Origin of the sequence: Streptomyces sp. NPDC005775, assembly GCF_042871565.1 — a bacterium.
Taxonomy (GTDB): Bacteria; Actinomycetota; Actinomycetes; order Streptomycetales; family Streptomycetaceae; genus Streptomyces.
The window spans coordinates 63,668-77,248 of the sequence record NZ_JBIAIU010000016.1; the positions used below are offsets into that span (position 1 = coordinate 63,668).

Annotated in this window: 10 protein-coding genes and 1 tRNA gene; 5 read left to right on the forward strand and 6 right to left on the reverse strand. The window is 71.6% G+C overall.

Going from position 1 to position 13,581, the window contains the following annotated elements; translation table 11 throughout:
* The first annotated feature begins 108 nt into the window (after window positions 1-108).
* Together ACFYPA_RS30880 and ACFYPA_RS30885 are read left to right on the forward strand one after the other, a co-directional pair.
* Window positions 109-2,334 (forward strand): elongation factor G-like protein EF-G2, encoded by a 2,226-nt coding sequence (locus ACFYPA_RS30880; protein WP_359084243.1) that lies wholly within the window; start codon window positions 109-111, stop codon window positions 2,332-2,334.
* 147 nt (window positions 2,335-2,481) lie between these two features.
* Window positions 2,482-4,152: a hypothetical protein gene (locus tag ACFYPA_RS30885; RefSeq protein WP_359084244.1), complete on the forward strand. Its 1,671-nt coding sequence runs from the start codon at window positions 2,482-2,484 to the stop codon at window positions 4,150-4,152.
* A gap of 53 nt (window positions 4,153-4,205) precedes the next feature.
* Here ACFYPA_RS30885 and ACFYPA_RS30890 read toward each other — a convergent pair whose 3' ends face one another.
* A complete protein-coding gene (locus tag ACFYPA_RS30890) occupies window positions 4,206-4,769 on the reverse strand; it encodes an HIT domain-containing protein (protein ID WP_359084245.1) in 564 nt (187 codons plus the stop codon).
* A 66-nt stretch (window positions 4,770-4,835) separates the two neighbouring features.
* Between ACFYPA_RS30890 and ACFYPA_RS30895 the strand changes: the two genes are divergently transcribed.
* The gene (locus ACFYPA_RS30895) at window positions 4,836-5,513 is read left to right on the forward strand and encodes an ion channel (RefSeq protein WP_359084247.1); all 678 of its coding nucleotides are present in this window, start codon (window positions 4,836-4,838) and stop codon (window positions 5,511-5,513) included.
* A gap of 27 nt (window positions 5,514-5,540) precedes the next feature.
* On the opposite strand, the gene thrS is transcribed toward ACFYPA_RS30895, so the two are convergent.
* The 3 genes from thrS to ACFYPA_RS30910 all read right to left on the reverse strand — a co-directional run bounded on the left by thrS (window position 5,541) and on the right by ACFYPA_RS30910 (window position 9,437).
* On the reverse strand, window positions 5,541-7,517 hold the full coding sequence (gene thrS / locus ACFYPA_RS30900; protein WP_359084248.1) for a threonine--tRNA ligase: 1,977 nt from the start codon (window positions 7,515-7,517) through the stop codon (window positions 5,541-5,543).
* A 106-nt stretch (window positions 7,518-7,623) separates the two neighbouring features.
* Complete coding sequence (locus ACFYPA_RS30905) at window positions 7,624-8,871, reverse strand: hypothetical protein (RefSeq protein WP_359084249.1); 1,248 nt, start codon at window positions 8,869-8,871, stop codon at window positions 7,624-7,626.
* A complete protein-coding gene (locus ACFYPA_RS30910) occupies window positions 8,871-9,437 on the reverse strand; it encodes a DUF4365 domain-containing protein (RefSeq protein ID WP_359084250.1) in 567 nt (188 codons plus the stop codon). Before ACFYPA_RS30910 ends, ACFYPA_RS30905 begins: the two co-directional genes overlap by 1 nt.
* A gap of 191 nt (window positions 9,438-9,628) precedes the next feature.
* Here ACFYPA_RS30910 and ACFYPA_RS30915 point away from each other — a divergent pair, with 191 nt between their 5' ends.
* The gene (locus ACFYPA_RS30915) at window positions 9,629-10,354 is read left to right on the forward strand and encodes a 3'-5' exonuclease (protein WP_359084251.1); all 726 of its coding nucleotides are present in this window, start codon (window positions 9,629-9,631) and stop codon (window positions 10,352-10,354) included.
* 76 nt (window positions 10,355-10,430) lie between these two features.
* Here the strand turns inward: ACFYPA_RS30915 and ACFYPA_RS30920 are convergent.
* Window positions 10,431-10,502 (reverse strand) — tRNA-Val (locus ACFYPA_RS30920).
* 39 nt (window positions 10,503-10,541) lie between these two features.
* On the reverse strand, window positions 10,542-10,988 hold the full coding sequence (locus tag ACFYPA_RS30925) for an SRPBCC family protein (protein ID WP_359084253.1): 447 nt from the start codon (window positions 10,986-10,988) through the stop codon (window positions 10,542-10,544).
* Between the two features lie 83 nt (window positions 10,989-11,071).
* Here ACFYPA_RS30925 and ACFYPA_RS30930 point away from each other — a divergent pair, with 83 nt between their 5' ends.
* Window positions 11,072-13,573: an SCO7613 C-terminal domain-containing membrane protein gene (locus ACFYPA_RS30930; protein WP_359084254.1), complete on the forward strand. Its 2,502-nt coding sequence runs from the start codon at window positions 11,072-11,074 to the stop codon at window positions 13,571-13,573.
* Window positions 13,574-13,581 lie beyond the last annotated feature (8 nt).

A 13,581-nucleotide genomic window follows, 5' to 3' on the forward strand; every position in this document is an offset into this window, starting at 1 on the left:
GCGGGCGTCGTCGTAGCCGCCGCGGCGGCTCCCCCGTGCCCGTGCACCCGCTCCCCATCCCGCGCCTGCGGTCCCCCGCCGGGCGCCACCCCCCGGGAGGCACGCGTCATGAGCGACAAGGCACACGCACACACCGGAGCCGCCACAGGAGCGGCGACGGCCGACCATCCCTCCGCCATCCGGAACGTGGTGCTGGTCGGCCACAGCGGCTCCGGCAAGACCACCCTCGTCGAGGCACTCGCACAGACCGCGGGCGCGGTCAACCGGGCGGGCCGGGTCGAGGACGGCACCACGGTCTCCGACCACGACGGGGTCGAACAGCGCCGGCAACGCTCGGTTTCGCTCTCCCTCGTCCCCGTCACCTGGGACGGGGTCAAGATCAACCTGTTGGACAGCCCCGGCTACGCGGACTTCGTCGGGGAGCTCAGGGCCGGGCTGCGCGCGGCGGACGCGGCCCTCTTCGTCGTGTCGGCCGCCCAGGAGGCCGAGGCCGTCGCCGGCACCACCCGCGCCGTCTGGGAGGAGTGCGCGGCGGTCGGCATGCCGCGCGCCATCGTCGTCACCCACCTGGACACCGCCCGCACCGGCTTCGACGCGATGACCCGGATCTGCGGCGAGATCTTCGGCGACGACGATCCCGACGCCGTCCTCCCGCTCTACCTGCCGGTGTACGGCCCCGAGGCCGCGGACGGACACGCCCCGCTGACCGGGCTCACGGGACTGCTCACGCAGCGGATCTTCGACTACTCCGGCGGGGAACGGCAGGAGAAACCGCCCGCCGGATCCCAGCAGGCACCCCTGGCGGCTGCCCGCGACCGGTTGATCGAAGGGATCATCGCCGAGAGCGAGGACGAGACCCTGATGGACCGCTACCTCGGCGGCGCGGACATCGACATCAAGACACTCGTCGACGACCTCGAACGCGCCGTCGCGCGCGGCACCTTCCACCCCGTCCTCACCGCGGCCCCCGCCGCCGACGGCGCCCGCCAGGGCATCGGCACCGTCGAACTCCTCGACCTGATCACCGGAGGCTTCCCCACCCCCCTCGAACGCCCGCTGCCCGCCGTCACCAGCCTGCACGGCATTCCGCTCCCCACCCTGGAGTGCGACCCGCAGGGCCCCCTGGCCGCCGAAATAGTCAAGACGGCCTCCGACCCCTACGTCGGCCGGCTCTCGCTCGTACGCGTCTTCTCCGGCACCCTGCGCCCCGACGACACGGTGCACATATCCGGCCACGGACTCGACGACCCCGGTCACGAGCCCCGGCCCCTGCACGAGACCGAGATCCGCGTCGGCGCCCTGTCCTCCCCCTTCGGCAAACAGCAGCGTCCCCTCGCCGCCTGCATCGCCGGCGATCTCGCCTGTGTCGCCCGCCTGGACACGGCCGAGACCGGTGACACCCTGTCGGCCCCGGACCACCCCCTGCTGATGGAACCGTGGAGCATGGCCGACCCCCTGCTGCCCCTCGCCATCGAGGCACACAGCAAAGCCGACGAGGACAAGCTGTCCCAGGGCCTGGCACGCCTCGTCGCCGAGGACCCCACCCTGCGCCTGGAGCAGAACCAGGGCACCCACCAGGTCGTCCTGTGGTGCCTCGGAGAAGCCCACCAGGACGTGGCACTGGAGCGGCTGCGTACCCGCTACGGCGTCCAGGTCGACGCCGTTCCCCACCGCGTCTGCCTGCGCGAGACGTTCGCCGGGCCGTCCTCCGGACGGGGCCGCCACGTCAAACAGTCCGGCGGCCACGGCCAGTACGCCATCTGCGAGATCGACGTCGAGCCGCTGCCGCCGGGCTCCGGCATCGAGTTCGTCGACAAGGTGGTCGGCGGATCGGTACCCCGCCAGTTCGTCGGGTCCGTCGAGAAGGGCGTCCGCGCGCAGGCCGCCCACGGTCTGACCACCGGGCATCCGCTCGTCGATGTGCGGGTCATCCTGCGGGACGGCAAGTCCCACTCCGTGGACTCCTCCGACGCCGCCTTCCAGACCGCGGGAGCCCTGGCCCTGCGCGAGGCCGCCGGCGAGGCCCGCATCCAGCTCCTGGAACCCGTCGCGGAGGTCAGCGTCCTGATCCCCGACGACTACGTCGGCCCGGTCATGAGCGACCTCGCCGGCCGTCGCGGCCGGGTGACCGGCACCGAACAGTCCGGTGGCGGACGCACGCTCGTACGGGCGGAGGTGCCGGAGCTGGAGATCGGACGCTACGTCGTCGACCTGCGCTCCCTGTCCCACGGAACCGGCCGCTTCGACCGCTCCTACGCCCGCCACGAAGCCATGCCCCCACAACTCGCCGACCGCCTTCACGCACGACAGGAGAACGGAACGACGGACACATAGAGCCGCCGGCCGCTCATCGTTGTCCACAGGGCCGGACGGGGTACCTATCCGGACGATACGCTGTGCTTCCAGGTCAGAAAGTGTGCCGGGCCCGGCAGTTGGGAAACAGCCGCAGGAGCGGTTCCTCGGCGGCGAGTGGGGGCGACAGTGGCCAGCAACGGATTCGATTTCTCTCCCGGAGCGCAGATTCCGCTCCAGGGGTCGGCAGGAGCGGCGGTGGCGACCAACGCCCTCGCCTCTGCCGCGTACCGCGACAGCCCGGTGGAGGAAATCCTCAAAGCCAACAGTGAGTGGCACAAGTCCGAAGTCAAGGAAGGCCGTTCCAAGCTCTTCAAGTCCGACTACTTCAAACCCAACCTGGGCGAGGCCTTCTCCCGCGCCGTTCAGGAACGCATGCTGGGCGGCGCTCGCAAAGCCCTCATCCAGTCCTTCGGAAGCGACCCGCAGACCGTCGTCGAGCACTGTCTCTCCGCGACCCGCCTCCGTAAGGCCCGCGACAGCAAGCTCACCGCCGTCACGGCCCTTTTCGGCTTCGTCTTCCTGCCCGGCATGCTGCTGTGGGTCATCACGTTCCGCCTGCGTGACGGCTTCACCGGCACCAAGGACAAGGTCCTCGCCACCCTCGGCAACGCCCTGCTGCCCCTCGTCGGCATCGGAGCCCTGTTCTTCCTGATCAAAATGCCCCTCGACGGGCTCCTGGGGCTGTACCTGCGCGCGATGATCGTCGCCCCCGTCATCGGCTGGCTGATCGCCAAACGCATCGCCGAGAAATCCGCCCAGGACATGCGCGCCCGCTGGGAAGGGCTCCTCGACGGCGGCGGAGTCATCGCCAAGATCCCCGAAGCCGTGCCGAAGAACCCCAACGAGACCGCCCGCGAGGCTCTCCGCCAGGGCCTGGAGAAGCTCGCCGCCGAACAGCAGTCCAACTCCGTCTTCTACGCCGGCCCCAAGGGCATCCTCGGCATGGGCACCCGCTGGGGCAGCTGGCAGCTCGCCGAGGACCTCGTCGCCAAGGAACCCGGCAAGGAATTCCACCAGTTCCGCAGCTGGGACCTGATCCGCGTCATCCACGACCAGCTCAAGATGCTGGAGCGCGGCCCGCTGAACACCGGCGGATTCCCCACTCCCTCGGTCACCCACTGGATCGTGTCACCCGTCGGGGAGAACGCCGACGCGGTCTCCCGCCCCGAGGGCGAGGACGTCGCCACCTTCCAGGTCAAACCCCACGAGATACAGCGGATCTGCAACCACCAGCAGTTCGGCGGCGGCGACCGCCACTACCTCGGCGTCCAGTTCACCCTCTGGGACGGCCAGTTGGTCATCACCATGATGATCACCGTCACGGTCCTGTTCGAGACCCTGCGCATCGAGGTCACCGGACACGCACTCGGCCCCGTCCACTCCCTGTTCACCAGCAAGCCCGCCGCCAAGAAGAGGACGGTCAACAAGACCGTCAAGTTCTGGGAGACCCGCGACATCACGCTGGCACTGGTCGAGTCCGGGGAAGTCGTGCGCCTGGCCCTGCGCGCCCCCTTCACCTGGTACCCGCCGCTCCTCGACTACCTCGGCGGCAAGATCGCCCTGCCCGAGCCCTTCGGACTGCGGCACGCCTGGGCCGAGAAGCCGTGGCGCCACCGCTTCATGGCCGACGACGCGATGCGCGCCGCCACACCCGTCCTGCGGGTCGTGCACAGCGCCGCCATGAAGGTCCTGGAGGAGAACGGCGTCGACACGGAACGCTTCGGAAACCGCTCGTCGATACTGAGCGGACTCGTCCAGGACCCCACCCCGCGCAAGGCGGACCTCTACGACGCCTGACGCCCCACGCGAAAGGGCGCCCCGGCAGACCGGGGCGCCCTGCGCAAGGCGGATCAGACGGTGCGCGGCCAGGCGTCGGCCAGCATCGCGCGCGTGTCCGCCAACAGCTGCGGCAGCACCTTGGTGTGACCCACCACCGGCATGAAGTTGGTGTCACCACCCCATCGGGGCACCAGGTGCTGGTGCAGATGCGCGGCGATACCCGCACCGGCCACCGCACCCTGGTTCATCCCGATGTTGAAGCCGTGCGCCCCCGAGGCCGCACGCAGCGCCGTCATCGCACGCTTGGTGAAATCGGCGAGCTCCACGGTCTCCGGACCGTCCAGCTCCGTGTAGTCCGCGACATGCCGGTACGGCACCACCATCAGGTGCCCGCCGTTGTACGGATACAGGTTCAGCACGGCATAGACCTTCTCGCCGCGTGCGACGACGAGCCCGTCCTCGTCCGACTTCGAGGGGATCTCACAGAACGGACAGCCGTCGCCGGCCTCCGGGCCGGTCGGCTTGTTCTCGCCCTGGATGTACGCCATCCGGTGGGGCGTCCACAGGCGCTGGAACGCATCGGGCGTTCCCACTCCGATCTGCTGCTCCGGCTCACTCGTCATGCCGATCAGCATATTGCGTACCCCACGCGAAGCGTGTCGCCGGGGCCGATCCCACGCACTCGGCGCGATGCTGACCCGATGAGCGAGCGCACCCCGGCCCGGACCTCACCCGCCCTGACCCTCTGGGAGCAGCGCACCGAGCTGCCGCTCTTCGCCGCCTCACTGCTCTTCCTGCTCGGCTACGCGGCCCGCGTGCTCGCCCCGAAGGACGCCGACCCGTGGCACGACCTCGCCCTCGCCCTCGTCGCCGCCACCTGGCTGCTCTTCATCGTCGACTACGCCGTACGCGTCCGGCTCAGCGGCCTGGGCCTCCGCTTCGTCCGGGTCCGCCGGCTCGACACACTCGTGCTCCTGCTGCCACTGCTGCGCCCGTTGCGGCTGGTCAAGGTCTACACGGCCATCCAGAAGCGCCACGACGAGCCGCGGCTGAGCCTGTACGCGCGGGTGATGTCGTACGCGGGCCTGGCGGCCCTGCTGCTCGGCTTCTCGGCGTCCCTCGCGGTCTACCACCAGGAGCACGACGCTCCGGGCGCCTCGATCCGGACCTTCGGCGACGCGCTCTGGTGGGCGTGCGCCACGCTCACGACGGTGGGGTACGGGGACGCCGTGCCGGTGACGCTGTGGGGGCGGGTGGTCGCGGCGTTCCTGATGGCGTGCGGGCTGGCGCTGCTGGGGGCGGTGACGGGGTCGTTCTCGTCGTGGCTGATCCAGGTGTTCCGCCGGGAGGACGAGAAAGGGCCCCCGGTGAGCGGGTAGCTCACCGGGGGCCCCGCCTGTCACGGATCAGACCTGGACGCGGTCCTCCACGGCCTTGGCGATCTTGGCGATGGCGTCCTCGACCGGGATGCCGTTCTCCTGCGATCCGTCGCGGTAGCGGAAGGAGACGGCACCGTTGGCCATGTCCTCGTCACCCGCGATGATCATGAACGGCACCTTGGCCCGCTGCTGGTTGCGGATCTTCTTCTGCATCCGGTCCGACGAGGCGTCCACGTCGACCCTCAGCCCCTGCTTACGGGCCTTGGCGGCGAACTCCTGGAGGTACGGGATGTGCGCGTCGCCGATCGGGATGCCGACCGCCTGGACGGGCGCCAGCCACACCGGGAACGCACCCGCGTAGTGCTCGAGCAGCACCGCGAAGAAGCGCTCGATGGAGCCGAACAGAGCGCGGTGGATCATGACCGGGCGCTGCTTGGTGCCGTCGGGGCCGGTGTACTCCAGGTCGAAGCGCTCCGGCAGGTTGAAGTCGAGCTGGACCGTCGACATCTGCCAGGTCCGGCCGATGGCGTCCCGCGCCTGCACCGAGATCTTCGGGCCGTAGAACGCGGCACCGCCCGGGTCCGGGACCAGGGGCAGACCCTGCTTCTCGGCGACCTTCTGCAGGGTCTCCGTGGCTTCTTCCCAGGCCTCGTCCGAGCCGACGAACTTCTCCGGGTCCTTGGTGGACAGCTCCAGGTAGAAGTCGGTCAGACCGTAGTCGCGGAGCAGGTTCAGGACGAAGGTGAGCGTCCGGTCGAGCTCCTCCGCCATCTGCTCCTTGGTGCAGTAGATGTGCGCGTCGTCCTGCGTGAAGCCGCGCGAGCGGGTCAGGCCGTGCACCACGCCCGACTTCTCGTACCGGTACACCGTGCCGAACTCGAAGAGGCGCAGCGGCAGTTCACGGTAGGAGCGGCCGCGCGCGTCGAAGATCAGGTTGTGCATCGGGCAGTTCATCGGCTTGAGGTAGTAGTCCACCCCGTCGTCGAGCTGCATGGGGGGGTACATGCCGTCGGCGTACCAGTCCAGGTGGCCGGACTTCTCGAAGAGCTTGCCCTTGGTGGCGTGCGGCGAGTAGACGAACTCGTAGCCCTCCTCCTCGTGGCGGCGCCGCGAGTAGTCCTCCATGGCCCGGCGGATGACGCCGCCCTTGGGGTGGAAGACGGCGAGGCCGGGGCCGATCTCGTCGGGGAAGGAGAAGAGGTCCAGCTCGTTGCCGAGCTTGCGGTGGTCGCGCTTGGCGGCCTCCTCCAGGAACTCCAGGTGCGCCTTCAGCTCGTCCTTGGTCGGCCAGGCGGTCCCGTAGATGCGCTGGAGCATGGGGTTCTTCTCGCTGCCCCGCCAGTACGCGGCCGCGTTACGCATCAGCTTGAACGCCGGAATGAACCGGGTGGTCGGCAGGTGCGGGCCCCGGCAGAGGTCCTTCCAGCACAGCTCGCCGGTCTTCGGGTCGAGGTTGTCGTAGATGGTCAGCTCGCCGCCGCCCACCTCGACGTCCGCGCCGTCGTCCGAGGAGGCCGAGCCCTTGATGCCGATGAGCTCCAGCTTGTACGGCTCGTCGGCGAGCTCCTCGCGGGCCGCCTCGTCCGTCACGACCCGGCGGGAGAACTTCTGGCCCCGCTTCTGGATCTCCTGCATCTTCTTCTCGATGGCCTTGAGGTCCTCGGGCGTGAACGGCTTCTCGACGTCGAAGTCGTAGTAGAAGCCGTCCTTGACCGGCGGGCCGATGCCCAGCTTGGCCTCGGGGTGCAGCTCCTGCACGGCCTGGGCCATGACGTGCGCGGTGGAGTGCCGCAGGATGTCGAGGCCGTCCTCGGAGGAGATCAGTACGGGCTCGACGGTCTCGCCGTCGGCGAGCACGTACGCGAGGTCCTTCAGCTCACCGGCGATGCGGGCGGCGACGACGGTGCGCTCGCCGGGGAAGAGCTCGGCTGCCGTAGTGCCCGTCGTCACCACGCGCTCTTCCCGCTCGGAATCGCGTTGGATGGTCACACGGACGTCTGACACCGGTCTCTCCTGACTGAGGGGGCGCACCCGCATTCCCATGGCGGACGCAAGGGGAAGCGTACCGAGCCGACGGCCCCCATAGCGAAATGGGCGGCCTCCGCCCCCGCTACTCCCCCGTGCACGCCTCCTCGAAATAGTCGACGTTCTCCTGGAGCGACTTCATCAGCCGGTCCCGTTCCTCCTCGTCGACCTGCACCGGAACCACCTGTGAGGCCCTGGTCAGCCGACGGAAGCCGCCACGGCTCTCCAGCAGGCCCTCCACGCGCACGGGCAGCCCCACCAGGTGGGCCTGGCCGGCGATCCGGTAGGCCTCCTCGTCGAGTTCCAGGCGTACGTGCGGCACCTCGGCGCCCGCCAGGACCCGCAGCCGTACGATGCCGGCTCCGCGCGGCCCCGAGCGGCGCAGGCGGACCACGGCACCCGTGATCCGTACCGCCACCGCCGGCTCGTCCCGCAGGTAGCGCGCACCGGCCCGGCGCAGGGCCGGCAGGTCGCCCGGGGAGAACTCGACCGGTTCGGGGCGTGCGGGGCAGCCGTCGGGGGCTCCTGCCGCAGGTGCCCAGTCCAGGGCGATCCCGGCCCCTTCCGAGCCCCGGACGAGGGCGATGACCGCCTCGGTCAGTTCGCGGCTGACGCCCGCCTCGACAGCGGTGTCGAACGCCTCCATGCCGCCGGTGGCCCGTTGGTAGTCGACGGCCTCCCGGGCCGCGTGGAGCGCGTGGTGGAGCCGTACGACGAGGGGGCGGCCCGCCTCGACGGGGACGAACGCGGTGAGGTCGCGGCCGCCGGGTGCGGGGCCGATGAGGATGGAGCCGAGGGTCGCGAGGGCGCGGCGGCGGTGGCGGGCGCCGTGGTAACCCGCCCGGCCCCGGACGGCGAGCGCCCCGGCCAGCAGGATCTGGCGGGCCGCCCCGTGCAGCTGCTCCGCCCCGGTCCAGCTGGCCGCCCCGGCGGCCGGTTCCGGCACATCGCGCCACCAGCGGATCTCGTCGCTGGGGACGGCGAGGGCGACCAGGACCTCGCGGGCGGAGGGCGCGGCGCTGCGGGCGAGGGCGGTCAGGGCCTCCGCCAGCAGGTCCTCGCTGTCGGGGAAGGAGGCGGTGTCCGGGACGAGCAGGCTGGTGGAGCCGGCGGGCGGGGTCCAGCGGCTGTAGCGCCCGGCCGCGCCTCCGCGCCGTAGCCAGCCGTGCCGGGCGAGCAGGGCGCCGAGGACGGCGGGGTCGACGCGGGCCGGGTCGGGCAGGCCCCCGGCGGGCAGCGAGCCGAGGGGCCAGGGCCCGGCCGGCTCGGCGGGATGGGGTCGGACGGCTGACGGGAACACTTCGTTGACGGACTCGTCCATCGGCCGGTGCATCAGGGTCTCCCTCCCGCCCCGACACGGTTCATGATCTCGCAGAGCGCTCGGTCGTCGAAGATGCGCGAGGTCGGAATCCGCACGGTCGTCCGGTGCCGGCCGGTCACGGCGTGACCGGCCAGGTTGGTCCAGTAGCAGCAGTGCCGCAGGTCGAGGCGGTCGTGTCCGGCGCGCAGCCAGTCGTCCTGGCTCCGGGGCACGAGCATCACGACGAGGATCTTGTGCACGGACACGGGGGTCCGTGCGAGCTTCACGAGGTGGGCGTTGTCGAGCGTGAAGGCGAAGGTGGGGCCTGGCGGCCGGGGCGGTATCTGGTAGGTGCACTTCAGCTGGACCTTGATGGTGACCTCGTCGTCGACGACGTGACCGGGAGCCCCGTGGCTGACGTGCCAGTCGATGCCGTTGTCGGGGAAGGGCTGCGACAGGGAGCACCCCGCCGCGGCCGCGACCGCGTGCAAGTAGCCCACCTGGAGGGTCTCCATGCAGGCGGTGGTGGCGAGTGCGCCGCGCAGCGGTGCGGTCCGCTGGGGCAGCAGCCCACTCGGTTCGGGCTGCGCGAGCGCCATGGCTCCGTAGACCTTCCGGGCTGTGCCGATGGGTGAGTTGGACAGGGCCGCGTGCCAACGTCCGTCCCCGTCACCTGTGTTGTCACCGCACTGGGCCACCCTCAAACGGCGTATCAGGCAAAGGGTGCGGGTATCACCGAACCGGGCAGAGGAATCACACCATCTGCCGCTCGGGCGCGAGGAGTTCGGGGATGACTCATTGGTATGAGGGGCCGCTGGCCGCTTTCGACACCGAGACGACGGGAGTCGACGTCGAGCAGGACCGGATCGTGTCGGCCGCGCTCGTCGTCCAGGACAGTGCGGGTGGGCGGCCGCGTGTCACCCGCTGGCTGGTCAATCCGGGGATTCCGGTGCCCGCGGGGGCGACGGAGATCCACGGGCTGACCGACGACCACCTCCAGCGCAACGGGCGGTGGCCCGCGCCGGTGGTGGAGGAGATAGCCAGGGCGCTGGCCGAGCAGAGTGCGGCGGGCCGGCCGCTGGTCGTGATGAACGCGCCGTTCGATCTGACGCTGCTGGACCGCGAGCTGAAGCGGCACCGGGCGTCGTCGCTCGGCGGCTATCTGCAGAACGCCTCGCTGTGCGTGCTGGATCCGCGGGTGCTCGACAAGCACCTGGACCGCTACCGCAAGGGGCGGCGCACGCTCACGGATCTCTGTGAACTGTACGGGGTGGTGCTGGACGGGGCCCATGACGCGGCGGCCGATGCGGCGGCTTCGCTGGAGCTGGTCCGGGCGGTGGGGCGACGGTTCGCCGCCCGGCTGGAGCGGCTGACTCCGGCGGAGCTGCACACGCTCCAGGCCGTGTGGCACGCGGCCCAGGCGCGGGGTCTGCAGGCCTGGTTCGCCAAGAGCGGGACGCCGGAGACGGTGGATCCGGCGTGGCCGCTGCGTCCCGAGTTCCGCGCCGCGGCGTGAGCGCGTGCGGGTATAGGCGCCCGGACACGCGGAAGCCGGTCCGTCGGTGTTGCTGACGGACCGGCCTCTCCCGGGGTGGGCGATACTGGGTTCGAACCAGTGACCTCTTCGGTGTGAACGAAGCGCTCTCCCACTGAGCTAATCGCCCGGGAACGGGTTGAACCATACAGGGCTCGACGGGTGTGGTTCAAACCGCTTCCAGCCGAGCCGCGAGACCGCGCCGTCCGGCCCGCATCATCAGCGCGTGATTGGCGCGGAACACGGGCCGTGCCGGCACCGCGAGGACCCGCATCAGCGCGCGGCGCACCACGACCTCCTGTTCGTACGTGGCGCGAGTCCCGGAACCGTACGGGAGGACGGTCCAGCGCGCCCAGCCTTCGAGGTCGCCGCTCAAGCTCACTTCGAGCACGCCGCCGGGGACGTCGCGACGGCGCTCGCGCAGGGTCATGACGAGGTCGTAGGGGAGGAAGGAGCGGATCCGGGCGGTACCGGCGGCGCCGTCGACGGGGGTGACCTCGCGGACCTGCGGCCACCATCGCGGGTACTGCTCGATCCGTTCGAGGTGCGCGTAGACGGCCCTGGGTGCGGCCGACAGGTCCCACATGCTGACAAATCGGTAGTGGTTGAAGTCCATTTCTCCAGGATGCGCGTACTCAGCCGGGGATCTGAGTATCCGTGCGCATGCCCGGTCGCGTGGTCCGCATCACACTCGCCTCCATGGAACAAGTGCCGCCACCCGCCGAGGAACTGGTCATCCTCGACCGTGAGCTCGCCCGGCTCGATCTGCGCCGGTCCCAGCTGCTGACCCGTCGCACCTGGCTGCTGAGCGTGCTGCAGGCGCCCGGCCCCCGGCCGGCCGCGCCGCACGCGCCGCAGTTCCCGCCGCCTCCGGCCCGTGCCGGGGCCCGGTCCGGGGCTCCGGCCGCTCCCCCGGTGCGGACGCACAGTGCGCAGAACGTGCTGCTCACCCTGGGCGGCCTGCTGCTGACGATCGCCGCGATCGCGTTCACCCTGGTCAGCTGGGGCCAGATGGGGATCGGCGGACGATCGGCGGTCCTGACCGCCGTCACGGTCGCGGCGCTGACCGCACCCGCGGTGCTCCTGCGGCGAGGGCTCTCCTCGACGGCGGAGGCACTCGGGGCCCTGGCGTCGGTGCTGATGGTGCTGGACGCCGTCGCCCTGTACCTGGTCGCCGTCCCGGATGCCGACGGACTCGGGTACGCGGCCGCCGCCTCCGCCGTACTGGCGGTGCTCTGGGCGGCCTACGGACTTCTGCTGGACCGGTTGCGGCTGCCGCTGCCCCTGGCCGTGGTCAGTGCGCAACTGCCGCTGGTGCTGTGGGCGTGGACGGCGGAGGCGGACGCCCTGGTGTTCGCCCTCGCACTGCTGGCGACGGCGGCGCTGGACTGCGCGATCGCCGTGTGGTTCAAGGGCGTCGCGGTGCGGGTCACGGCCTGTGCCGGTTGCTGGGCCACCGGTGGTGCGGGGCTGCTGGTGGCTCTGGCGCGGTCGCTGTCGGCCGGGGGGCCGGCGGGCGCGGTGGTGCCGGGTGTGCTGCTCCTGGCCGGTGCGGTGATCGCTCTCGCGGGGGCCCGGCGGGCGCCGGCGGCCCTCGCGGTGGCCGGGGGTGTGGTGGCCGGGCTGGCCTCCGTCGCCGCGGTGGGCGGGATCGCGACCGCGGGGATGCCCGACGCCTGGGCGGTGCCGGTGTATCTGGCCTGCGGCGGACTGCTGTTGCCAGTGGTACGGGCCCCGCTGGGGCGCCCGGCCGTGCGGGGTGTGGTGGGGGCCGCGGGGGCGGTGACGGCCGCTGCGGTGCTGTTCTCGGCCACCCCGGTCGCCGTGGTGCTGGTGGGTCCGGTGACCCGGCTGGGCCGGGTGTGGTCGGGGACGCCGCACGAGGGGGTCAGGGGGTCGCTGGGAGCCACGGGGCTGGCGTGGCAGGAGATGGCGGCGGCTCCGGTGCTGCTGCTGATGGTGGCTGCGGCGCTCGGGGCCGCGTACCGGTCCTGGGAGGGTGTGGCGCGGTGGGCAGGTCCGACGCTGTCCCCCGGACCCGCCTGGCGAACGGTCGCCGGTGCGTCGGCGGTGGTGGCCGGCTGGGCGGGGCTGACGGTGCTGCCGCCCGCGCTGGACGTGTCGTACACGGTGGCTGTCTCGTCGCAGTCGGTGCTCGTCGCGGGGGTGCTGGCCCTCGCGGTGGGTGCGCTGCGTCGCGGATCGACGGGTGTGGCGGTGACCGCGTGGGTGTGCGCGTCGGTCGGTGCGGTGGGCGTGGCGCTGCTGTCGCTGGCGTCGGAGCCGGCCACTTATGCGGTGTTCGGGACGCTGTTGCTGATGCTCGCCGGCGCCGCGACGGCGTTGGACGCGCCCGGTGACCCGTCGCGTGCCGCGGTGTTCGGTACCGTGCAGGCCGTGGTGGCGTCCGCGGCCGTGGTCTGTGCGGGGGTGCTCGCGGTCGCGTTCGGTGCGTCGACGGGGCTGGCGGTGTACGAGACGGCGCCCGTACTGCTCGTCGTCCCCGCGGGTACGGCCGGGCTGGGTGCGCGGCTGAGGGGGCGTCCGGTGGCGCTGCCGCTGGAACTGACCGGTGGGGCGGTGGCGCTCGCCGCCGTCGTCGCGGCATGGGGCGACCCGCCGTTCCTGGCTCTGGTGCTGGCCCTGTGCGGGGTACTGGCGGCGGGTACGGCGCTGCGCCCGGAGCGGCGTGAGGTGGCCGGGTATCTGGCGACGGGTCTGTTCGTCCTGGCGTCCTGGGTGCGGTTGTCGGCGTCCGGGGTGTCGTCCCCGGAGGCGTACACGCTGCCGGTGACCGTGCCGGCGCTCGTGATCGGTGTGCTGCGCCGTCGTCGCGATCCCGCCGCGTCCTCGTGGACCGCGTACGGGGCGGGGCTGGCTGTGACGCTGGTGCCGGCGCTCGTGGCAGCCTGGGGCGACCCGCACTGGCTGCGGCCGCTGCTGCTGGGTGCGGCGGCGCTGGTGATCACTCTGCTGGGGGCGCGGGCGCGGCTCCAGGCGCTGCTGGTGCTGGGCGGCGCGGTGCTGGCGCTGGACGCGTTGCACGAACTGGCGCCGTACGTCGTGCAGGTGGTGGGTGCGATGCCGCGCTGGGTGGCGCCGGCGCTGGCCGGGGTGCTGCTGCTGGCGGTGGGGGCCACGTACGAGAAGCGGATGCGTGACGCCCGGCGGCTGAGGGACGCCCTGGGCCGGATGCGGTGACCTGCCGC

Bases quoted from the DNA above. Each gene is read 5' to 3' on its own strand.
- ACFYPA_RS30905 (WP_359084249.1), bottom strand. From the start codon at position 8,871: ATGCACCGGCCGATGGACGAGTCCGTCAACGAAGTGTTCCCGTCAGCC.
- ACFYPA_RS30895 (WP_359084247.1), top strand. From the start codon at position 4,836: ATGAGCGAGCGCACCCCGGCCCGGACCTCACCCGCCCTGACCCTCTGG.
- ACFYPA_RS30880 (WP_359084243.1), top strand. From the start codon at position 109: ATGAGCGACAAGGCACACGCACACACCGGAGCCGCCACAGGAGCGGCG.
- ACFYPA_RS30915 (WP_359084251.1), top strand. From the start codon at position 9,629: ATGACTCATTGGTATGAGGGGCCGCTGGCCGCTTTCGACACCGAGACG.
- ACFYPA_RS30890 (WP_359084245.1), bottom strand. From the start codon at position 4,769: ATGCTGATCGGCATGACGAGTGAGCCGGAGCAGCAGATCGGAGTGGGA.
- ACFYPA_RS30930 (WP_359084254.1), top strand. From the start codon at position 11,072: ATGGAACAAGTGCCGCCACCCGCCGAGGAACTGGTCATCCTCGACCGT.
- ACFYPA_RS30910 (WP_359084250.1), bottom strand. From the start codon at position 9,437: ATGGCGCTCGCGCAGCCCGAACCGAGTGGGCTGCTGCCCCAGCGGACC.
- ACFYPA_RS30925 (WP_359084253.1), bottom strand. From the start codon at position 10,988: ATGGACTTCAACCACTACCGATTTGTCAGCATGTGGGACCTGTCGGCC.